The sequence below is a fragment of the Mycobacterium sp. PTI7 genome (assembly GCF_056679845.1).
In genome coordinates, this window is sequence record NZ_CM155252.1 from 1,225,764 (window position 1) to 1,246,875 (window position 21,112).

Consider the following 21,112-nt stretch of genomic DNA (forward strand, 5'->3'; position numbering starts at 1 on the left):
GGTCGGGCGCCCCGTGGCCTCCGCCACCGGCGGGCACCGCCCACGGGATGTGCGCCGTCACCGCGGCAGTGGGTACCCGATAACCTGATAGACCGGTAAGCCGTGTGAATCGGGTGCGCGATGACGAAGGGCCAAAGATCAGGTGACTGAGTCGAAGACAGTGAAGACGGACGTCGTCCTGGTGGGCGCGGGGATCATGAGTGCGACGTTGGGCGCCCTGCTGCGCCTGATGGAGCCCGACTGGAACATCACGCTCATCGAGCGCCTCGACGGTGCCGCCGCCGAGAGCAGCGACCCGTGGAACAACGCGGGCACCGGGCACTCCGCGCTGTGCGAGCTGAACTACACCCCGCAGCGCAGTGACGGCACGGTCGAGATCAGCAAGGCCGTCCACGTCAACGAGCAGTTCCAGGTCTCGCGGCAGTTCTGGTCCTACGCCGTGTCCAATGGCGTGCTGCCCGACGTCCGCAGCTTCCTCAACCCCATTCCGCACGTCAGCTTCGTGCACGGCGCGGGCAGCACCGGCTACCTGAAGGCGCGGTACGACGCGCTCGTCACGAACCCGCTGTTCGCCACGATGGAGTACATCGACGACGAGGACGAGTTCGCCCGTCGTCTGCCGCTGATGGCGGCCGGGCGCAACTTCGCCGAGCCCGTCGCGCTGAACTGGACGCAGGACGGAACCGACGTCGACTTCGGGTCGCTGTCGCGCCAGCTCATCGGGTTCACCGCGCAGCGCGGCATGGACACCCTGTTCGGCCACGAGGTCCGCGATCTCGCGAAGGAATCCGACGGTTCCTGGACCCTCAAGGTCGTCAACCGTCGCACCGGCCTCAAGCGCAAGATCAACACGAAGTTCGTGTTCGTCGGCGCGGGCGGTGGCGCGCTGCCGCTGCTGCAGAAGTCGGGCATCAAGGAGGCCAAGGGATTCGGCGGCTTCCCCGTCGGCGGGCAGTGGCTGCGCACCGGCAACCCGCTGCTCGCCGCCGACCACCAGGCGAAGGTCTATGGCGCGCCGCCGCTGGGTGCGCCGCCGATGTCGGTGCCGCACTTGGACACCCGCGTCATCAACGGCCGTTCATACCTGCTGTTCGGGCCGTTCGCGGGCTGGTCGCCGAAGTTCCTCAAGCAGGGCAAGGTCACCGACCTCCCGTTCTCGGTCAAGCCGAACAACCTCGCATCGATGCTCGGCGTCGGTCTCACCGAGATGAGCCTGGTGAAGTACCTCGTCGGCCAGTTGCGTCTCAGCGAGGCCGACCGCGTGGAGGCCCTGCGCGAATTCGCGCCCAGCGCACGGGATTCCGATTGGGAGCTCGACATCGCGGGTCAGCGCGTGCAGGTGATCCGTAAGAAGGGCGCCGGTGGCGTGCTGGAGTTCGGCACCACGGTGCTCGCCGCCGAGGACGGCTCGATCGCTGGTCTGCTGGGCGCGTCGCCCGGCGCCTCGACCGCCGTGCCCGCCATGTTCGACGTCATGGAGCGCTGCTTCCCCGACCGCTACGCCTCCTGGCAGCCGAAGCTGAAGGACATGGTGCCCTCGCTGGGCGTCGAACTGTCCAAGGAGCCCAAGCTGTTCGAGGAGGTGTGGGCCCACGGCACCGAGGTGCTCAAGCTCGACAAGCCCGAGGCGCAGGTCGCCGCGGCCGAAGCCGTCACCTGACCGTGACGATTGCTTCACGACGTAGCTGGGCCAAGGACCTCGACGCGACGACGCTCTACGAACTGCTCAAGCTCCGGGTCGAGGTGTTCGTCGTCGAACAGGCGACGCCGTACCCGGAACTCGACGGCCGCGACCTGCTCGCCGAGACGCGGCACTTCTGGCTCGAGGACTCCGACGGCGTGGTGGTCTCGACGCTGCGCCTCATGGAGGAACATCCCGGCGGTGAGAAGGTGTTCCGCATCGGCCGGGTGTGCACCAAGCGCACCGAACGCGGGCACGGCCACACCAGCCGGTTGATGCAGGCCGCTCTGGCCGAGGTCGGCGACTACCCCTGCCGGATCGACGCCCAGACCTACCTCGAGGACATGTACGTCAAGCACGGCTTCGTCCGCAGCGGCGACGAGTTCCTCGACGACGGCATACCGCACGTCCCGATGCTGCGGAGCGGATCGACCGGTGGCTGACGCCGGCTTCCCGTTCAGCGCGGTCGTCGGACAGGACCGGCTCAAGCTGGCCCTCGTGCTGTGCGCGGTGCGGCCCGAGATCGGCGGGGTGCTGATCCGCGGCGAGAAGGGCACGGCCAAGTCGACGACGGTCCGCGCACTCACCGCCGTGCTCTCCGCGATCGACGAGGACGCCCGGCTGGTGGAGTTGCCGATCGGCGCCACCGAGGACCGCGTGGTCGGATCCCTTGACCTACAACGCGTTCTGCGCGACGGCGAGCACGCCTTCTCGCCGGGGTTGCTGGCCCGCGCGCACGGCGGCGTGCTCTACGTCGACGAGGTCAACCTGCTGCACGACCACCTGGTGGACGTCCTGCTGGACGCCGCCGCGATGGGCCGGGTGCACGTCGAGCGCGACGGCGTCTCGCACAGCCACGACGCCCGCTTCATCCTGATCGGCACGATGAATCCCGAGGAGGGCGAGCTGCGCCCGCAGCTGCTCGACCGGTTCGGGCTGACCGTCGACGTCCGTGCCTCGCGTGACGTCGACGTGCGCGTCGAGGTGATCCGGCGCCGGATGGCCTTCGAGGCCGACCCCGAGGGCTTCGCCGGCCGCTACGTCGCCGACGACGAAGACCTCGCCCGGCGGATCGCCGCGGCGCGCGACGCGGTCGCCGGCGTGGCCCTGCCCGACGGCGAACTCCGCCGGATCGCCGCGCTGTGTGCGGCCTTCGACGTCGACGGCATGCGCGCCGACCTGGTGGTCGCACGCACGGCCGTCGCGCATGCCGCGTGGCGCAGCGCGGAGGCCTGGGCGAGCGGAGCGACGGGGACGATCACCGTGGCCGAGGAGGACATCCGCGTGGCCGCGGAACTCGCGCTGCCGCACCGTCGCCGGCGCGACCCGTTCGACGATCCGGGTCTGGACCCCGACCGGCTCGACGAGGCGCTGTCGGACGCGGCGGACGCCGCCGGCGACTCCGATCCCGAGCCCGACGCCGGCGCCGATCCCGACGACGGACCCGAACCGGAACCCGAACCCGATCCGCCCGGTGGTGGCGGCGGCGCCGCGGACCCGGCCAACGGGGATGGTGCGCAACAGAAGTCGGCCGCACCCCCGAAGGCCCGGCAGAACGCGCCGCCGTCGGCGACGTTCCGGGCCAAGGCCCTGGTGGTGCCCGGCGTCGGCGAGGGTGCACCCGGCCGTCGGTCCCGCGCACGGAACCGGACCGGCACCACGGTCGCGGCGACCGAGGACCCCGACACCGGACACGGCGTGCACCTGTTCGGCACGCTACTGGCCGCCGCCGGTCATCAGGACGGGCGCGGTCGGCTCTCGGTGGTGGCCGACGACGTACGCCGATCGGTACGCGAGGGCCGCGAGGGCAACCTCGTGGTGTTCCTCGTCGACGCCTCGGGCTCGATGGCCGCACGCGACCGGATGGCCGCCGTGGGCGGTGCGACGCTCTCCCTGCTGCGCGATGCCTACCAGCGGCGCGACAAGGTGGCCGTGATCACCTTCCGCGGCGGTCGGGCCGACGTCGTGCTGCCCCCGACGACGTCGGTGCACATCGCGAGCCGCCGGCTGGCCCAGTTCGAGACGGGCGGCAAGACGCCACTCGCCATGGGTCTGCTCAAGGCGCGCGACGTGGTGGTGCGCGAACGGGCGCGCGACCGGGCCCGCCGCAGCCTCGTCGTGATCCTGACCGACGGTCGCGCCACCGGCGGCCCGGATCCGTTGGGCCGCACCAGGACCGCCGCCAGACTGCTGCTCGCCGAGAAGGTGGCGTCGGTGGTCGTGGACTGCGAGACCTCGTACATCCGCCTGGACCTGGCCGAGGAGCTGGCCCGCCACCTCGGCGCGCCCGCCGTGCGGCTGGCGGAACTGCGCGCCGACGGCCTGGCCCAGCTGGTCAAGCACTCGGCCGCCTAGATCGAGACGGCACGGGAGGACACGCATGCCCCAGGGACGACCCGTCGCGGTACCGGCCGACGGACTGACCACGAAGGCGCGCCGCAACGCTCCGCTGCTGGCCGTCCACACCGGCCCCGGCAAGGGCAAGTCGACCGCGGCGTTCGGGATGGCGCTGCGCGCCTGGAACCAGCGCTTCGACGTCGGGGTGTTCCAGTTCGTGAAGAGCGCCAAGTGGAAGGTCGGCGAGGAGTCCGCCTTCCGGGAGCTTGGCCGCCTGCACGACGAGCACGGCGTCGGCGGACACGTCGAGTGGCACAAGATGGGGTCGGGCTGGTCCTGGTCGCGCAAGCAGGGTGACGAGGTGGACCACGCCGCGGCGGCCGCCGACGGCTGGGCCGAGATCGCCCGGCGCCTGCACGACGAGCGGCACGACTTCTACGTGCTCGACGAGTTCACCTACCCGTTGAAGTGGGGCTGGGTGGACGTCGACGAGGTGGTCGAGGTGCTGGCCACGCGGCCCGGCACCCAGCACGTCGTCATCACCGGCCGCGACGCACCGGCGGCCCTGCTCGACGCGGCCGACCTGGTGACCGAGATGACGAAGGTCAAGCACCCGATGGACGCGGGCCGCAAGGGTCAGCGCGGCATCGAGTGGTGAACGCCGGGCCGGTCGTCCTCGTGGGGCCGGGCATCGCACCAACCTCTAAGCTCACCGGGTGACCGAGAACGCCTACCTCGTCGGGCTGCGCCTGGCCGGCCGGAAGGTCGTCGTGGTCGGTGGCGGCACCGTCGCCCAGCGGCGCCTGCCGCTGCTGCTCGCCAACGGCGCCGACGTCCACGTGATCGCGCGCGCCGCCACCCCCGCGGTCGAGGCCACCACCGGAATCACGTTGGAACTGCGCGACTACCGCGACGGCGACCTCGACGGCGCCTGGTACGCGATGGCCGCCACCGACGATCCGGACGTCAACGCCGCCATCGTCGCCGAGGCCGAGAGCCGACGGATCTTCTGCGTGCGTGCCGACGTCGCACAGGAGGGCACGGCCGTGACGCCCGCGTCCTTCGAGTACGACGGGCTCTCGGTCGGCGTGCTGGCGGGCGGCGAGCACCGCCGCTCCGCGGCCATCCGCACCGCCATCAACGAGGCGCTGCAGAGCGGTGTGATCGCCGACACCAACACCGAGTCGCTGCGCGGGGGAGTGGCACTGGTCGGCGGCGGTCCCGGTGACCCAGAACTGATCACCGTGCGCGGCCGCAGACTGCTTGCCCAGGCCGACGTCGTCGTGGCCGACCGCCTCGCGCCACCGGAGCTGCTCGCCGAGCTGGCTCCGGACGTCGAGGTGATCGACGCCGCGAAGATCCCGTACGGCCGCGCGATGGCGCAGGACGCGATCAACGCCGTCCTCGTCGAGCGGGCCCGCGAGGGCAAGTTCGTCGTCCGCCTCAAGGGCGGCGATCCGTTCGTGTTCGCGCGCGGCTACGAAGAGGTGATCGCGTGCGCCGATGCGGGCATTCCGGTGACCGTGGTGCCCGGTGTGACCAGTGCCATAGCGGTTCCGGCGCTGGCCGGCGTCCCGGTCACGCATCGGGCGGTCAACCACGAGTTCGTGGTGGTCAGCGGCCATCTCGCACCCGACCATCCCGAATCGTTAGTGAATTGGGATGCGCTGGCCGCGCTGAGCGGCACGATCGTGCTGCTGATGGCGGTCGAGCGCATCGAACTGTTCGCCAAGGTGTTGCTGGCGGGCGGCCGACCAGCGGAAACGCCGGTGATCGTGGTCCAGCACGGCTCGACGCCCGCGCAGCGCACGCTGCGCACCACCCTCGTCGACGCCGCCGAACACGTCCGCGCGGAGGGCATCAGACCGCCCGCGATCATCGTGATCGGGTCCGTGGCGGGCTTCGGCGCCTAAACGAATTCTAAGATTACTGTAAGGTAATCGAGCATGCCCGCTCTCAACGACGCGGAGCGCGCCGTTGCCGGCCGTAAGTCGCAGGACGCCGGCGACGAGGTGCTCCCAGCCCCCATACCCACGCCGATCACCCCCACGCAGATCACGCGAAGCAGTTGGTACCCAACGTGGTTGCCGTCACGCCGCTTCCTCGCCGCGGTCATCGCGATCGGCGGCATGCAGCTGCTCGCGACCATGGACAGCACCGTCGCCATCGTGGCGCTGCCCAAGATCCAGGACGAACTCAACCTCTCCGACGCGGGACGCAGCTGGGTCATCACGGCCTACGTGCTGACGTTCGGCGGTCTCATGCTGCTCGGTGGGCGCCTCGGCGACACCATCGGCCGCAAGCGCACCTTCATCGTCGGCGTCGCGGTGTTCACGCTCGCCTCGATCCTGTGCGGTGTTGCCTGGAACGAGAGTTCGCTCGTCGTCGCCCGTTTGCTGCAGGGCGTCGGCGCGGCCATCGCGTCGCCCACCGGCCTCGCGCTGATCGCCACCACCTTCCCGAAGGGCCCCGCGCGCAACGCCGCCACCGCCGTCTTCGCGGCGATGACCGGCGTCGGATCCGTGATGGGCCTCGTGGTCGGTGGCGCGCTGACCGAGGTGTCGTGGCGCTGGGCGTTCCTGGTGAACGTGCCCATCGGCATCCTGATGATCTACCTGGCCCGCAAGACGCTGCGCGAGACCAACCGCGAGCGGATGAAGCTCGACGCGACGGGTGCGATCCTCGCCACGCTGGCCTGTACCGCCGCCGTCTTCGGCTTCTCGATGGGACCCGAGAAGGGCTGGCTGACACCGCTGACGCTCGGCTCCGGGCTCGCCGCGGTCGTGTGCTTCGCCGCGTTCGTCTACGTCGAACGCACCGCGGTGAACCCCGTCGTGCCGTTCAGCCTGTTCCGCGACCGCAACCGCGTCGCCACGTTCGCCGCGGTGTTCCTCGCGGGCGGCGTCATGTTCACGCTGACGGTCCTGATCGGCCTGTACGTGCAGGACATCATGGGCTACAGCGCACTTCGGGCCGGCATCGGGTTCATCCCGTTCGTCATCGCCCTGGGCATCGGCCTCGGCCTGTCGTCGTTCCTGGCGTCCCGGTTCCCGCCGCGCATTCTCGTGATCGCCGGTGGCGTCCTGGTGCTCGCCGCGATGCTCTACGGCTCCACGCTCAACGGCGACATCCCGTACTTCCCGAACCTGGTGCTGCCCATCACGATCGGTGGCTTCGGCATCGGCATGATCGTGGTGCCGCTGATGATCTCTGCCATCGCGGGCGTCGGATTCGACGACATCGGACCGGTGTCGGCGATCGCGCTGATGCTGCAGAGCCTTGGCGGCCCCGTGGTGCTGGCGATCATCCAGGCCGTCATCACCTCGCGCACGCTGTATCTCGGCGGCACGACGGGACCGGTCAAGAACATGGACGCCGCGCAGCTGCACGCACTCGACCAGGGCTACACCTACGGCCTGCTGTGGGTGGCCGCGGTCGCGATCGTCGTCGGCGTCGTGGCGCTGTTCATCGGCTACACCGCCGCGCAGGTGGCCCACGCCCAAGAGGTCAAGGACGCGATCGACGCCGGGGAGCTGTAGCTCCCCGAGCGTGGAGGCCGTCGGCGACGGACTCCAGCGCGTCGATCACGGCACGCGTCTCGGCGCTCGGTTCCGGCCGGGTGACCGCCAGCGTGACGCGGCCCAACCACCGGGGATCGTCGACCAGGACCGTCGTCACCCCCGTCGGCACCGATGCCGCGGCGAGTTCCGGCATGACGCAGACGCCGAGTCCGGCCGCCACCATCCCCAGCCGCGACGGCCACCCCTTCACGCGGTGCGCGATGATCGGATTGCGCAGCGTCGGCCACGCCTCGAACTGCGGGCCGCCGGCGGCGCCGTCGCCGACCACCCACCGCTCGCCCGCCAGCTCGGCGACCGCGACGGGGGCCGCACCCGGGTCCCGGGCGAGCCGATGGTCCGCCCGGACGGCCACGCACAGGTCGCCGGTGGACACCCGGCGGGTCGCCAGCCCGTCGAGGTCGTAGTGCGGCAGGCCCTCGCCGGTCCCGATGACGGCCACCGCGAGCCGCTCCCGTCGTAGGTCGCGCAGCAGTGCCGGCGTGGATCCCTCGGCGAGCGTGACCGTCAGGCCCGGGTGCTCCACCCCCAGGCGAGCGATCGCCCGCGGCGCCAACACCGATGCCGCGCTGGGGAAGACGCCCAGCCGCAGCGTGCCGGCCAGCCGATCGGCCAGGCCGTCCAGATCGCGGCCGAGCGATTCCACGTCGGCCATGATGCGGGCCGCATGGGCGATCACGGCGCCGCCCGCCGCGCTGAGCCGGACGCCGCGGGTCTCCCGGACGAACAGCGGCGTGCCCGTCGCCGCCTCCATCGCGGCCACCTGCCGCGAGATCGCCGGCTGCGAGTAGCCCAGCGACCGTGCGGCCGCCGTGAACGAACCGAGCAGGGCGATCTCGCGACACACCCGGAGTCCGGTGAGCGTCACCTCGTCCAGGCGCGGCTGATTCGGCATGCGCGAAGCGTATGCCTCGGCGCCACAACCGTCATGTCACTTATGGATCAATCAGGGGTGGGCGCGCCGTTGAACGGCATGACCGACCCGAACCCGAAGGAGTCCCCATGACCACCGACACGGCCCGGCACGACACACCACTCACCTGGTTCATCGCCGGCGCGTCCCGCGGCATGGGACGCGAACTCGCGGAGCAACTGCTCGACCAGGGACACCACGTGGCCGCCACCGCGCGCGACGCGGCGTCGCTCGACGATCTCGCCGAACGGCACGGTGACCGCCTGTGGCGACGGTCGCTCGACGTCACCGATACGGCGGGCCTGCGCGCCACCGTCGACGCGGCCTTCGAGGCGCACCCGCGCATCGACGTCGTCGTCGCGAATGCCGGGTACGGGGTGTTCGGCACCGCCGAGGACCTCTCCGACGACGACGTCGACAGGATGATCGCCACCAACCTGACCGGCTCCATCCAGCTGGCGCGCGCCGTCGTCCCCCACCTGCGGGCCCTCGGCGGAGGCCACCTGATGCAAATGTCCAGCATGGGCGCGCACCTCGCGTTCCCGGCGTTCTCGATGTACCACGTGACGAAGTGGGGGATCGAGGGCTTCTACGAGTCGCTCGCGCAGGAGGTCGCGCCGTTCGGCATCCGCACGACCCTCGTCGAGCCCGGTGTGGTCCGCACCGGCTTCTTCGACGCGGCACCCCGCGTCCCGCTCAGCGAGCCCTACCGGGGCGGACCCGCCGATCGGCCGCCGACGTCGGTCGAGGAGATGGTCGACAGCCAGGAGAAGACCGTGGCCGCCATCATCCGCGCCGGCCACTCCGCGGACCCGCCCCGGCGGCTCGTCCTCGGGTCGGATGCCTGGCGGCTGGTGACCGACGCGCTGCGCGGGCGACTCGACGAACTCACGCCGCAGCGCGAGAACGCGGCGACCGCCGACATCGGCTAGGCGCGCACACACTGCGGTTCCCGGCGTCCTTACCCATCGGTAGGGTGCGAGTCATGTCCGCCGAGCGCAGTACCGCGCCGCTGTCCTCGTCGGTGCTCGGCGTCGCGATCATCGCCATCACCGGCATGCAGTTGATGTCGACGCTGGACGGCACGATCGTGATCGTCGCGCTGCCCCGGATGCAGGCCGACCTCGACCTCAGCGACGCGGGCAAGAGTTGGGTCATCACCGCCTACGTGCTGGCGTTCGGCGGCCTGCTGCTGCTGGGCGGGCGGATCGGCGACGCGATCGGCCACAAGCGGGCCTTCCTGTCCGGCGTCGGCGTGTTCACGCTCGCCTCACTGGTCTGCGGCCTGGCGCAGGACGAATACACCCTCGTCGCGGCGCGGGCGCTGCAGGGCGTCGGTGCCGCGGTCTCGGCCCCGACCGGGTTGGCCCTGATCGCGACCACCTACGCCGTCGGCGCCGCCCGCAACCAGGCGATGGCCGTGTCGGCGGGCATGCAGGCGATCGGCTCGGTGATGGGCCTGGTCCTGGGCGGGCTGTTCACCGTCGTCTCGTGGCGGCTCGCGTTCCTCATCAACGTCCCGGTGGGCATCGTGATCATCGCCATCGCCGTGCTCAAGATCGCCGAGACCAACCACGAACGGCTCAAGCTCGACATCACCGGCGCGCTGCTCGCGACACTCGGCTGCACGTCGGCGGTGCTGGTGTTCACCCAGGGACCGCCACGCGGGTGGGTCGACCCCTGGGTGATCGGCGCGGCCATCGCGGCGATCGCGTTCTTCGTCGCCTTCTTCGTGGTGGAGCGCACCGCCGACAACCCGCTGGTGCCGTTCTCGGTGTTCAGCGACCGCAACCGGGTCGCCACGTTCACCGCCTGGTTCCTCGGCGGCGGCGTCCTGCTCACCGTGACCGTCATGGTCGGCCTGCTGGCCCAGGACGTGCTCGGCTATTCGGCGCTGCGAGCCGGCATCTGCTTCCTGCCGTTCGCGGTCGCCGTGGGCGTCGGCAACGTGCTCGCGACCAAGCTGGCGCCGATGTACGCACCGCGCTGGCTGATCATCGGTGGCGGCCTGTTCGTCCTCGCCGCGATGCTCTACGGCTCGACGCTGGACCGCACCATCCCGTACTTCCCGAACCTCTTCCTGCCGATCGTGATCGGCGGGTTCGGCATCGGCATCATCTCGGTGGTCCTGCCACTGTGCGCGGTGGCGAAGGTGGGCCCCAGCGAGATCGGGCCGGTCTCGGCGATCACCCTGATGGTGCAGAACCTCGGCGGGCCGCTCGTGCTGGTCGCCATCATGGCCGTCCAGCAGTCGCGCACGCTGTACCTCGGCGGCACCACCGGGCCGGTGAAGAACATGTCGCCGACCCAGCTCGACGCCCTCGGCGAGGGTTACACGTACTCGCTGCTGTGGGTGGCGGGCGTCTCGATCCTGGTGGGCGTCGCCGCGTTCTGGATCGGGTTCTCCGCCAAGGACATCGCTCGCGCGCAGCACACCAAGGAGGCCGTGGAGGCAGGCGAGCTGTGACGGCGTCCGACGGCGCGGCGCTCACCCGCGGGCAGGTCGCCGAGGCCGTCGACCCGCTCGGCTGGCGGCTGATCCTGGGCGTGGTCACGACCCACGTTCCGGTCGGCTCTCTAAAAGGCGCGGGCCGCGCCGCCACCGCGGCGATCGAGGCCGCCGGCGCCGACGGGCCCGGACACCTCACCGCCGAACTGCTCGCCGACCGGTTGGTGCTGCGCCTGCAGACGGCCGCCGCCGGCAACGTCACGGCGCTCGACCTCGCGCTGGCGGCCAGGATCACCGACGCGCTGGCCACCGCAGGCCTGCACACCGCCCCCGGTGACGCCGTCGCGCCACAGACCATCGAGATCGCCATCGACGCGCTCGACATCGCGCGCGTGCGGCCCTTCTGGCAGGCCGTCACCGGCTACGTCGACGAACCGCACCCGCCGGACCTGCCGCCCGATGCGCTACAGGACCCGCTCCGCCGCGGGCCGACGATCTGGTTTCAGCAGATGGACGAGCCGCGTGTCGAACGCAACCGGATCCACCTCGACGTCGACGTGCCGCCCGAGCATGCCCGGACCCGGATCGACGCCGCGCTCGCGGCCGGCGGCACGCTGCTCGACGACGGGGCGGCGCCGTCCTTCTGGGTGCTGGCCGATCCCGAGGGCAACGAGGCGTGCGTCTGCACGTGGCAGGGGCGGGACTGACCGCGTACATGGCTAAGGTGGTCGCCTGTGATCACCCGCATGTCCGAGTTGTTCCTCCGCACCCTCCGTGACGACCCGGCCGATGCCGAGGTCCCCAGCCACAAGCTGCTGATCCGCGCCGGGTACGTCCGTCCGATCGGCCCCGGCCTGTACTCCTGGTTGCCGCTGGGCCTGCGGGTGATGCGCAACGTCGAGCGGGTCATCCGCGAGGAGATGGCCGCCATCGGCGGTCAGGAGATCCTGCTGCCCGCGCTGCTGCCGCGCGCCCCCTACGAGACGTCCAACCGGTGGACAGAGTACGGCGACAACCTCTTCCGCCTGCAGGACCGGCGCGGCAACGACTACCTCCTCGGCCCCACCCACGAGGAGATCTTCACGCTCACGGTGAAGGGGGAGTACAGCTCCTACAAGGACTTCCCGCTGCGGCTCTACCAGATCCAGACCAAGTACCGCGACGAGGCGCGGCCGCGTGCCGGCATCCTGCGCGGCCGTGAGTTCGTGATGAAGGACTCCTACTCGTTCGACGTCGACGAGGGCGGCCTCAAGGACGCCTATCACGCGCACCGCGAGGCCTACCAGAAGATCTTCGGCCGCCTCGGGGTGCGGTACGTCATCGTGTCCGCGGTGTCGGGAGCCATGGGCGGCAGCGCGTCCGAGGAGTTCCTCGCCGAGAGCGAGGTCGGCGAGGACACGTTCGTGCGCTGCGTCGAGTCCGGCTACGCCGCCAACGTCGAGGCCGTGACCACGCCCGCCCCCGCCGCGCGGCCCGTCGACGGTCTGCCGGACGCCGTGGTGCACAAGACGGGCAACACCCCGACCATCGCCACGCTGGTCGAGTGGGCCAACGGCGCCGGTCTGCCCGAATTCGAGGGGCGCGAGGTCACCGCCGCGGACACCCTGAAGAACGTGCTGATGAAGGTCCGCGAGCCCGGCGGCGAGTGGGAGCTGCTGGCCGTCGGCGTGCCCGGCGACCGCGAGGTCGACGACAAGCGCCTCGGCGCCGCGCTGGAGCCGGCCGAGTACGTGCTGCTCGACGATGCGGACTTCGCCGCGAACCCGTTCCTTCAGAAGGGCTACATCGGCCCGAAGGGCTTGCTGGCCAACGGCGTCCGCTACCTGGTCGACCCGCGGATCGTCGACGGCACGGCGTGGATCACCGGCGCCGACGAGAAGGGCAAGCACGTCGTGGGTCTGGTCGCCGGCCGCGACTTCACGCCCGACGGCACCATCGAGGCCGCCGAGGTGCGCGACGGCGACCCGTCGCCGGACGGCATGGGCCCGCTGGTGTCGGCGCGCGGCATCGAGATCGGCCACATCTTCCAGCTGGGCCGCAAGTACACCGACGCGTTCAGCGCCGACGTCCTGGGCGAGAACGGCAAGCCCGTGCGGCTGACCATGGGCTCTTACGGCGTGGGCGTGTCGCGCATGGTGGCCGTGATCGCCGAGCAGCAGCACGACGACATCGGGCTGCGGTGGCCCGCCGAGGTGTCGCCGTTCGACGCGCACGTGGTGATCGCCAACAAGGACGAGGACGCCCGGACCGGAGCGACGGGTCTGGCCCGCGACCTGGATCGCCTCGGGTGCGAGATTCTCCTCGACGACCGCAAGTCGTCGCCGGGCGTGAAGTTCAAGGACGCCGAACTGCTGGGCGTGCCGTGGATCGTCGTCGTCGGCCGCGGGTGGGGTGACGGCGTGGTCGAGCTGCGCAACCGGTTCACCGGCGAGAGTCGCGAGATCGCGGTGGACGACGCCGCGACCGAGATCGCGGCGGCACTCGCGGCGCGCTAGACCTTCTCGTTGCCGCCGGGGAAGGCGACGGTGATGGGCTCGATCCCGAGCACCCGTCGCCAGGTCGCTGCGGTGACGGCGGCGTCGGTGAGTGCGGTGACGGCGAACGCGCGGTCCTCGGCAGTGGCCGACTGTTCGAGCACCGCCCGCCACGCCACCGCGCTGTCCTCCTCCATGCGCACGGCGAGAGTCGCTGCGGCACTGGGGCTGTCGACCACCGTCGGGATCTGGTAGCCGGCCGCGGGCAGCGGCGGCGTCACCGAGCGCGCCTTGAGTCTGGCGATGCCCTCCTCGCGGAGTTCGCGGTGCCTGCGCATCGCCCCGGCGACGACGTCGTTGACGTCCGGAGTCGAGTGCGCCGACACCAGTCCGTAGCCGTAGATCACGCCGTGCTCGGTGGCGACGGCGTCGTACAGCGCCCCGTCCGGCCCGTCCTCGGGGCGTGCGGGATCGGGCGTGCGACTGACCGACGTCGTCGACGTCGTGGTGCTCGCGGTCGAGGTGGTGCGGGCCGGGGTGGACGGCGCGGGCGTCGTCGGGGTGGTGGGCGTCGGCGAGGTCATGACGACACCGCGGCCAGCGAGACGGTCCGAGCGGCGGTGCACGACGCGGCGATCGACCCGAGCAGACCCGCGGCGTAGCCGGTCTGCGCGGCGGCACCGGTGGCGGCGGTGCTGGCCGACTCCTCGAGCGCGGCGACCAGGGCCGCGGCGGTGGGCGGCGGGGGCGGCGGCGCGGTCGTCGTGGGGGAGGTGGACGTCGAGGTGGCCGGTGCGGTGCCGCTGATGCGGGTGATCTCGTCGGTCAGCGCCTCGGCGTGCGCGGTCCGCTCCGCGGCAATCGCGGTCAGGGCGGCTGCCAGGTCGGGGGCGGCCGCACCGGCGGCGCCCGCCGCGAGTCGACTGTCCGCGCGGGCGCGGTCGAGCGCGGCCGAGAGCGTGCTGACGTCCGGCGGTGGTGTCTTCGCCCCGCAGGCCGCCGACGTCCCTGCCAGGGCTGCCAGGGCTGCCGCTCCGATCAGGACGCGCCGCCTGCTGACGGTCGGTAGGGCGCTCGGCACACCGGCCATCCTGCCATCCCGGCACCGCAGGACCGGTGCCCGGCGGCGGCCGCCGCCTGACTCGTTCAGCAATCGGGCCTCGTCGGCTGGCGTATCGTGGACAGCCGACCCCGTCACTGGCTGGGGTCGTGTCCGTACAACTCAACACGAGGAGCTCGCCGTGGCATCGGATGCCCCGCTACGGTCCGCCGGTCTGCCGTCGCCGGCAGAGGTGACGCAGCTGCTCGAGTCGGAGTTCGCGCGTGCGGGCTACGTCATCGAGGACGTCACCGTGGTGGCGTCGGCCCGGCCCCCACGCGTCGTCGTGGTCGCCGACCCGGATGACGAGCACGACGGGCTCGACCTCGACTCGGTGGCCGAACTGGCCCGGGCGGCCTCGGCCCTGCTCGACGAGCACGACGCCGCGTCGGCGGACGAGACGCCCTACGACCTCGAGGTCACCTCGCGTGGGGTCGACCGCCCGCTGACCGCTCGCCGCCACTACCGGCGGGCCCAGGGCCGCAAGATCGAATTCACGCTCACCGACGGATCGCACCTCGACGGGAGGCTCGGCGCGCTGAACGGCGACGCCGTCGACGTCGTGGTGCCCGAGGGCGGCCGGGGCCAGCTCGGAATTCGCAGGTTGTCCCTGGATGAAGTATCCAAAGCCGTTGTCCAAGTGGAATTCTCACCGCCGAACCGGCGCGAGATCGAACTGGCCGGCCAGTACGGAGAGGAGCCGGGCCCATGAACATCGACATGGCCGCACTGCACGCCATCGAGGTCGACCGCGGGATCGCGGTCGACGAGTTGCTCGAGACCATCAAGACGGCGCTGCTCACCGCCTACCGGCACACCGACGGTCACCAGGCCGACGCCCACATCGACATCGACCGCAAGACCGGCGTCGTGCGGGTCATGGCGCGCGAGACCGACGACCAGGGCGCGTTGATCCAGGAATGGGACGACACACCCGAGGGTTTCGGCCGCGTCGCCGCGACCACCGCGCGGCAGGTGATGCTGCAGCGGTTCCGCGACGCGGAGAACGAACGCATCTACGGCGAGTTCGCCGCCCGCGAGGGCGACATCGTCGCCGGCGTGGTGCAGCGCGACGCCCGCGAGAACGCGCGCGGCAACATCGTGGTCCGACTGGGCACCGAGGCCAAGGGCTCCGAGGGCATGATCCGACCCGCCGAACAGGTGCCCGGGGAACGGTACGAGCACGGGGAACGGCTGCGCTGCTACGTGATCGGCGTGACGCGCGGCGTCCGCGAACCTCGCATCGAGCTGTCGCGCACCCATCCCAACCTGGTGCGCAAGCTGTTCTCGCTGGAGGTCCCCGAGATCGCCGACGCGTCGGTCGAGATCGTCGCCGTGGCCCGCGAGGCCGGGCACCGGTCGAAGATCGCCGTCGCGTCCCGGATGTCCGGGCTGAATGCCAAGGGCGCCTGCATCGGACCCATGGGCCAGCGCGTGCGCAACGTGATGAGCGAGCTGTCCGGCGAGAAGATCGACATCATCGACTACGACGAGGATCCGTCCCGCTTCGTCGCCAACGCGCTGTCACCGGCCAAGGTGGTGTCGGTCACCGTCATCGACGAGGCGCTGCGCGCGGCCCGGGTCATCGTGCCCGACTTCCAGCTGTCGCTCGCCATCGGCAAGGAAGGGCAGAACGCGCGCCTGGCCGCCCGCCTCACCGGGTGGCGCATCGACATCCGCAGCGACGCACCGGCCGCCGACGAGGGACGGTCGGCCCCGGGAGCGGCTCGCAGCGCCGCCCGCGAGGGATAGCCCGAGCGTCGATTCTGTCTGGGACGACGGTGAGGCTAGACTGAGACGTGATCCAGCGCGAGACCTCTGCCTCGACGCGCGAACGCACCGATACGCCCCAGGGCCCGGTACGGACGTGCATCGGCTGCCGAGGACGAGAGTTGGCCGTCGACTTGCTCCGCATCGTCGTTGAGTCGGACGGGAACGGAGAACGCATCCTGACCGTTGACTCAGCGGGTAATCTTCCGGGGCGGGGTGCGTGGTTGCATCCCGACCGGCAGTGCCTCGATGCGGCGATCCGACGGCGGGCCTTCACCCGAGCGTTGCGCATCACCGGTCCGCCGGACACATCCGCGGTGGTCCAGTACTACGTCGACCAGCTGGTCGACGCGGAACGGGTCCACCCGGCAACAGAACAGGTAGCGAAGAACATGAGCACACCGTGAAGTCTCGATGACCATGCGTCATAGCTAAACCCGAGGCGCGGCCACCCACCGCCGTGTCTCCAGACAGGAGATGTAGTGGCAGGCAAGGCCCGCGTGCATGAGTTGGCAAAAGAACTCGGTGTCACCAGCAAGGAAGTACTCGCACGGCTGAGCGAGCAAGGCGAATTCGTCAAATCAGCATCCTCCACCGTGGAGGCCCCCGTAGCGCGCCGGTTGCGCGAAGCACTGGGCGGCGGCAAGCCCGCCAAGGCCCCGGCAGGCAACGGCTCCGCGGCCCCCGCACCGTCCTCCGCACCCAAGCCCGGAGCCCCGCGCCCCGCGGCTGAGGCTCCCGCGTCGACGGCCCCCAAGCCCGGCGGCCCCAAGCCCGCCGCACCGGCCCCGCCCGCGGCGGCCGCACCCCCGGCACCGCCCGCCCCTCCGGCGGCTCCCGCTGCTCCGGCGGCCCCCGCCGCACCCGCCGCCCCGCCGGCGGCGCCCGCAGCGGCGGCGGCGACCACCCCGCCCGCAGCAGGCGAGGCCGCGCGCCCCGCAGGTCCGACCCCCGGACCCCGGCCCGGCGCACCCAAGCCCGCCGCGCGCACGCCGCGCGTCGGCAACAACCCCTTCTCGTCGCAGCAGCCGGTCGAACGGCCCGCTCCGCGCCCAGGCGCGGCCGGCCCCGGTGGGCCGCGGCCCGCAGCGGGCCCCGGCGGCCCGCGTCCCGGTCCTCGTCCCGGCGCGACGCCCGGCAACATGCCCCCGCGCCCGCCGGGCGCCCGGCCCGGTGCCATGGGTCGTCCCGGTGGCCCGCGTCCCGCTCCCGGCGGTCGTGGACCCGGTGGCGGCGGTCGCCCCGGCGGTCCTCCCGGTGCCGGTGGTGGCGGTAACTACCGCGGCGGTGGCGCCGGCGGTGGCGGTGGCGCGCCGGCTGGTGCCGGCGGCGGTTTCCGCGGCAGGCCCGGTGGCGGTGGCGGCGGTGGTCGTCCCGGCCAGCGCGGCGGAGCTGCCGGTGCGTTCGGTCGGCCCGGCGGCGCAGTCCGTCGCGGCCGCAAGTCGAAGCGGGCAAAACGCGCCGAATACGAGAACATGCAGGCACCGGTCGTCGGTGGCGTGCGGTTGCCGCACGGCAACGGCGAGACCATCCGGCTGGCCCGCGGCGCGTCCCTGGTGGACTTCGCCGACAAGATCAACGCCAACCCGGCCTCGCTGGTGCAGGCGCTGTTCAACCTCGGTGAGATGGTCACCGCCACGCAGTCGGTCGACGACTCCACGCTGGAGCTGCTCGGCGGCGAGATGAACTACGTCGTGCAGGTCGTGTCCCCGGAGGACGAGGACCGCGAGCTGCTGCAGTCGTTCGACCTCACCTACGGCGAGGACGAGGGCGGCGAAGAGGACCTCGAGTTCCGTCCGCCGGTGGTCACCGTCATGGGTCACGTCGACCACGGCAAGACCCGCCTGCTGGACACGATCCGGAACGCCACCGTCCGCGAGGGCGAGGCCGGCGGCATCACCCAGCACATCGGCGCCTACCAGGTCCTCACCGAACTGGACGGCAACGAGCGGCTCGTCACCTTCATCGACACCCCGGGCCACGAGGCGTTCACCGCCATGCGTGCCCGTGGCGCGAAGGCCACCGACATCGCGATCCTCGTGGTCGCGGCCGACGACGGTGTCATGCCCCAGACGGTGGAGGCCATCAACCACGCGCAGGCCGCAGACGTGCCGATCGTGGTCGCGGTCAACAAGATCGACAAGGAGGGCGCCGACCCGGCGAAGATCCGGGCGCAGCTCACCGAGTACAACCTGGTGGCGGAGGACTTCGGTGGCGACACCATGTTCGTCGACATCTCGGCCAAGCAGGGCACCAACATCGACGCCCTGCTCGAAGCGGTCCTGCTGACCGCCGACGCCGCACTGGACCTCCGGGCCAACCCGGACATGGAGGCCCAGGGCGTCGCGATCGAGGCTCACCTCGACCGTGGCCGTGGTCCCGTGGCGACCGTGCTCATCCAGCGCGGCACCCTGCGGGTCGGCGACTCGATCGTCGCGGGCGACGCCTACGGTCGCGTCCGCCGCATGGTCGACGAGCACGGCGAGGACGTCGTCGAGGCGACCCCGTCGCGCCCGGTGCAGGTCATCGGCTTCACGTCGGTGCCCGGCGCGGGTGACAACCTGCTGGTCGTCGACGAGGACCGGATCGCCCGCCAGATCGCAGACCGCCGAAGTGCACGCAAGCGCAACGCGCTCGCCGCACGGACGCGCAAGCGCATCAGCCTGGACGATCTGGACGCCGCGCTGAAGGAGACCAGCCAGCTGAACCTGATCCTCAAGGGCGACAACTCCGGCACCGTGGAGGCGCTGGAGGAGGCCCTGCTGGGGATCGAGATCGACGACGAGGTGGAACTGCGCGTCATCGACCGCGGTGTCGGTGGCGTCACCGAGACCAACGTCAACCTGGCGTCGGCCTCGGACGCGATCATCATCGGGTTCAACGTGCGCGCGGAGGGCAAGGCCACCGAGCTGGCCAACCGCGAGGGCGTCGACATCCGGTACTACTCGGTCATCTACCAGGCCATCGACGAGATCCAGAGTGCGCTCAAGGGCATGCTCAAGCCGGTCTACGAGGAGAAGGAACTCGGTCGCGCCGAGATCCGCGCCATCTTCCGCAGTTCGAAGGTCGGCAACATCGCGGGTTGCCTGGTCACGTCGGGCATCATGCGGCGCAACGCCAAGGCGCGGTTGCTGCGTGACAACATCGTGGTCGCCGAGACCGTCACCATCTCCTCGCTCAAGCGCGAGAAGGACGATGCCACGGAGGTGCGCGACGGCTACGAATGTGGTCTGACGCTCACCTACAACGACATCAAGGAAGGCGACGTCATCGAGGCCTACGAACTCGTCGAGAAAGCCAGGACCTGATGGTCGATGTCGGACGGGCCCGCAGGCTCTCCAAGCGCATCGGCACGGTCGTGGCCTCGGCCATCGAGTTCGAGATCAAGGATCCCCCGTTGGCCTTCGTGACCGTCACGGACACGAAGGTCACGGGTGACCTGCACGACGCGACCGTGTACTACACCGTCCGGGGCGAGACCCTGCAGGACGAACCGGACTACGCGGGTGCGGCGGCGGCGTTGGAGCGGGCCAGGGGAATCCTCCGGAGCAAGGTCGGTGCGGCCACCGGTGTCCGGTTCACCCCGACGCTGGCGTTCGTGCTCGACAAGGTGCCGGAGACCTCGGCACACATGGAGGAGCTGTTGGCCCGGGCGCGGGCCGCGGATGCGGACCTGGCACGGATTCGCGAGGGGGCCACACCTGCGGGTGAGGCCGACCCGTACCGTGTGAGCGGGGGAGAGGAATCGGGCGGGGAGCCAGACGTGCTTGACCGAGAGTTGTCCGATGAGTTCGACCCCGAGGACGCCCGTGACCGCGATCGAACCGACGACTGAGTCGCCCGCTGCGGCTCACCGCGTCGACGCGCGCGAAGCTGCTGCCCTCCTGAGTGCGGCCACCGACGTGGCCGTGGTCTGTCACGTCTTCCCCGATGCCGACACCATCGGCGCGGGGTTGGCGTTGGCCCTCGTACTCGAACGGTCCGGCAAGTCGGTTCAGGTGGCGTTCGCGGCGCCTGCCGAGCTGCCCGAGTCGCTGCAGTCCCTGCCGGGTGGTCACCTGCTGGTGTCGCCCGAGGAGATGCGGCGCGACCCCGACCTCGTCGTCACCGTCGACATCCCCAGCGTCAACCGGCTGGGCGCGCTGGCGGGTCTGGCCGACGAGGACCGCCAGGTGCTGGTCATCGACCACCACGCCTCCAACCGGCTGTTCGGCACCGCCAACTACGTCGACCCGTCCGCGGATTCGACGACGATGATGGTCGCCGAGCTGCTCGACGCGTGGGACGAGCCGATCGACCGGCCCGTCGCGCACTGCCTGTACGCCGGCCTGACCACCGACACCGGCTCCTTCCGGTGGGCGTCGGCGCGGGCGCACCGCCTCGCCGCACGCCTGGTCGAACTCGGCGTCGACAACGCGTCGATCAGCCGCACGCTGCTCGACACCCACCCGTTCTCCTGGCTGCCGCTGCTGTCGCGGGTGCTGGCGACGGCGTGCCTCGTACCGGCCGCCGTCGGCGGGTTGGGCTTCGTCTACGCCGTGGTGCCGCACCGGGAACTGGCGAATGCGCGGCCCGAGGAAGTGGAGAGCATCGTCGACATCGTGCGCACCACGTCGCAGGCCGAGGTGGCGGCGGTGCTCAAGGAGATCGAGCCCGAGCAGTGGTCGGTGTCGATGCGCGCCAAGTCCGAGATCGACCTCGCGGCCGTCGCCAGCGGGTTCGGCGGGGGCGGGCACAAGCTGGCCGCCGGCTTCTCGGCCACCGGACCGGCCGATGACGTCGTGAAGGCCCTCACCCATGCCCTCGGCTGA

19 protein-coding genes are annotated in these 21,112 nt (G+C 71.3%); 16 read left to right on the forward strand and 3 right to left on the reverse strand.

Annotated elements, in window-relative coordinates:
* Positions 1-196 precede the first annotated feature (196 nt).
* Genes mqo through AC1MEY_RS05970 form a run of 6 tightly spaced genes read left to right on the forward strand, consistent with a single transcriptional unit; the run spans position 197 to position 7,557 of the window.
* Positions 197-1,660: a malate dehydrogenase (quinone) gene (gene mqo / locus AC1MEY_RS05945; protein ID WP_480231323.1), complete on the forward strand. Its 1,464-nt coding sequence runs from the start codon at positions 197-199 to the stop codon at positions 1,658-1,660.
* A gap of 2 nt (positions 1,661-1,662) precedes the next feature.
* Positions 1,663-2,124 carry a GNAT family N-acetyltransferase gene (locus AC1MEY_RS05950; protein WP_480229778.1) on the forward strand — a complete coding sequence of 154 codons (462 nt, stop codon included), beginning with the start codon at positions 1,663-1,665 and terminating at the stop codon, positions 2,122-2,124.
* Positions 2,117-4,036 carry a magnesium chelatase subunit D family protein gene (locus AC1MEY_RS05955; protein WP_480229779.1) on the forward strand — a complete coding sequence of 640 codons (1,920 nt, stop codon included), beginning with the start codon at positions 2,117-2,119 and terminating at the stop codon, positions 4,034-4,036. The genes AC1MEY_RS05950 and AC1MEY_RS05955 overlap by 8 nt, the downstream gene beginning before the upstream one ends.
* A gap of 25 nt (positions 4,037-4,061) precedes the next feature.
* The gene (cobO, locus tag AC1MEY_RS05960; RefSeq protein WP_480229780.1) at positions 4,062-4,676 is read left to right on the forward strand and encodes a cob(I)yrinic acid a,c-diamide adenosyltransferase; all 615 of its coding nucleotides are present in this window, start codon (positions 4,062-4,064) and stop codon (positions 4,674-4,676) included.
* Positions 4,677-4,734: 58 nt separating this feature from the next.
* Positions 4,735-5,931 carry a uroporphyrinogen-III C-methyltransferase gene (cobA, locus tag AC1MEY_RS05965; RefSeq protein WP_480229781.1) on the forward strand — a complete coding sequence of 399 codons (1,197 nt, stop codon included), beginning with the start codon at positions 4,735-4,737 and terminating at the stop codon, positions 5,929-5,931.
* A 33-nt stretch (positions 5,932-5,964) separates the two neighbouring features.
* On the forward strand, positions 5,965-7,557 hold the full coding sequence (locus AC1MEY_RS05970) for an MFS transporter (RefSeq protein ID WP_480229782.1): 1,593 nt from the start codon (positions 5,965-5,967) through the stop codon (positions 7,555-7,557).
* Here the strand turns inward: AC1MEY_RS05970 and AC1MEY_RS05975 are convergent.
* Complete coding sequence (locus AC1MEY_RS05975; protein ID WP_480229783.1) at positions 7,526-8,491, reverse strand: LysR family transcriptional regulator; 966 nt, start codon at positions 8,489-8,491, stop codon at positions 7,526-7,528. The genes AC1MEY_RS05970 and AC1MEY_RS05975 overlap by 32 nt on opposite strands.
* A 107-nt stretch (positions 8,492-8,598) precedes the next feature.
* Between AC1MEY_RS05975 and AC1MEY_RS05980 the strand changes: the two genes are divergently transcribed.
* Genes AC1MEY_RS05980 through AC1MEY_RS05995 form a run of 4 tightly spaced genes read left to right on the forward strand, consistent with a single transcriptional unit; the run spans position 8,599 to position 13,453 of the window.
* Complete coding sequence (locus AC1MEY_RS05980; protein ID WP_480229784.1) at positions 8,599-9,441, forward strand: SDR family oxidoreductase; 843 nt, start codon at positions 8,599-8,601, stop codon at positions 9,439-9,441.
* A 53-nt stretch (positions 9,442-9,494) separates the two neighbouring features.
* The gene (locus tag AC1MEY_RS05985; protein WP_480229785.1) at positions 9,495-10,976 is read left to right on the forward strand and encodes an MFS transporter; all 1,482 of its coding nucleotides are present in this window, start codon (positions 9,495-9,497) and stop codon (positions 10,974-10,976) included.
* Positions 10,973-11,665, forward strand: coding sequence for a VOC family protein (locus AC1MEY_RS05990; protein WP_480229786.1), 693 nt, complete (start codon positions 10,973-10,975; stop codon positions 11,663-11,665). Before AC1MEY_RS05985 ends, AC1MEY_RS05990 begins: the two co-directional genes overlap by 4 nt.
* A 27-nt stretch (positions 11,666-11,692) precedes the next feature.
* Complete coding sequence (locus AC1MEY_RS05995; RefSeq protein ID WP_480229787.1) at positions 11,693-13,453, forward strand: proline--tRNA ligase; 1,761 nt, start codon at positions 11,693-11,695, stop codon at positions 13,451-13,453.
* Here the strand turns inward: AC1MEY_RS05995 and AC1MEY_RS06000 are convergent.
* Both AC1MEY_RS06000 and AC1MEY_RS06005 read right to left on the reverse strand, forming a co-directional pair.
* The gene (locus AC1MEY_RS06000) at positions 13,450-14,016 is read right to left on the reverse strand and encodes a ferritin-like domain-containing protein (protein WP_480229788.1); all 567 of its coding nucleotides are present in this window, start codon (positions 14,014-14,016) and stop codon (positions 13,450-13,452) included. The genes AC1MEY_RS05995 and AC1MEY_RS06000 overlap by 4 nt on opposite strands.
* Positions 14,013-14,522: a hypothetical protein gene (locus tag AC1MEY_RS06005; RefSeq protein WP_480229789.1), complete on the reverse strand. Its 510-nt coding sequence runs from the start codon at positions 14,520-14,522 to the stop codon at positions 14,013-14,015. Before AC1MEY_RS06005 ends, AC1MEY_RS06000 begins: the two co-directional genes overlap by 4 nt.
* A 151-nt stretch (positions 14,523-14,673) precedes the next feature.
* On the opposite strand from AC1MEY_RS06005, the gene rimP reads away from it, so the two are divergent.
* The 6 genes from rimP to AC1MEY_RS06035 all read left to right on the forward strand — a co-directional run bounded on the left by rimP (position 14,674) and on the right by AC1MEY_RS06035 (position 21,112).
* Complete coding sequence (gene rimP / locus AC1MEY_RS06010) at positions 14,674-15,243, forward strand: ribosome maturation factor RimP (protein ID WP_480229790.1); 570 nt, start codon at positions 14,674-14,676, stop codon at positions 15,241-15,243.
* Complete coding sequence (nusA, locus tag AC1MEY_RS06015; RefSeq protein ID WP_480229791.1) at positions 15,240-16,283, forward strand: transcription termination factor NusA; 1,044 nt, start codon at positions 15,240-15,242, stop codon at positions 16,281-16,283. Before rimP ends, nusA begins: the two co-directional genes overlap by 4 nt.
* Positions 16,284-16,330: 47 nt before the next feature.
* Positions 16,331-16,708, forward strand: coding sequence for a YlxR family protein (locus AC1MEY_RS06020; protein ID WP_480229792.1), 378 nt, complete (start codon positions 16,331-16,333; stop codon positions 16,706-16,708).
* Between the two features lie 75 nt (positions 16,709-16,783).
* Entirely contained in the window at positions 16,784-19,609 is a 2,826-nt protein-coding gene (gene infB, locus AC1MEY_RS06025) for a translation initiation factor IF-2 (protein WP_480229793.1), read from the forward strand.
* Positions 19,609-20,136 (forward strand): 30S ribosome-binding factor RbfA, encoded by a 528-nt coding sequence (gene rbfA / locus AC1MEY_RS06030; protein WP_480229794.1) that lies wholly within the window; start codon positions 19,609-19,611, stop codon positions 20,134-20,136. Before infB ends, rbfA begins: the two co-directional genes overlap by 1 nt.
* Positions 20,111-21,112: a DHH family phosphoesterase gene (locus AC1MEY_RS06035; RefSeq protein ID WP_480229795.1), complete on the forward strand. Its 1,002-nt coding sequence runs from the start codon at positions 20,111-20,113 to the stop codon at positions 21,110-21,112. The genes rbfA and AC1MEY_RS06035 overlap by 26 nt, the downstream gene beginning before the upstream one ends.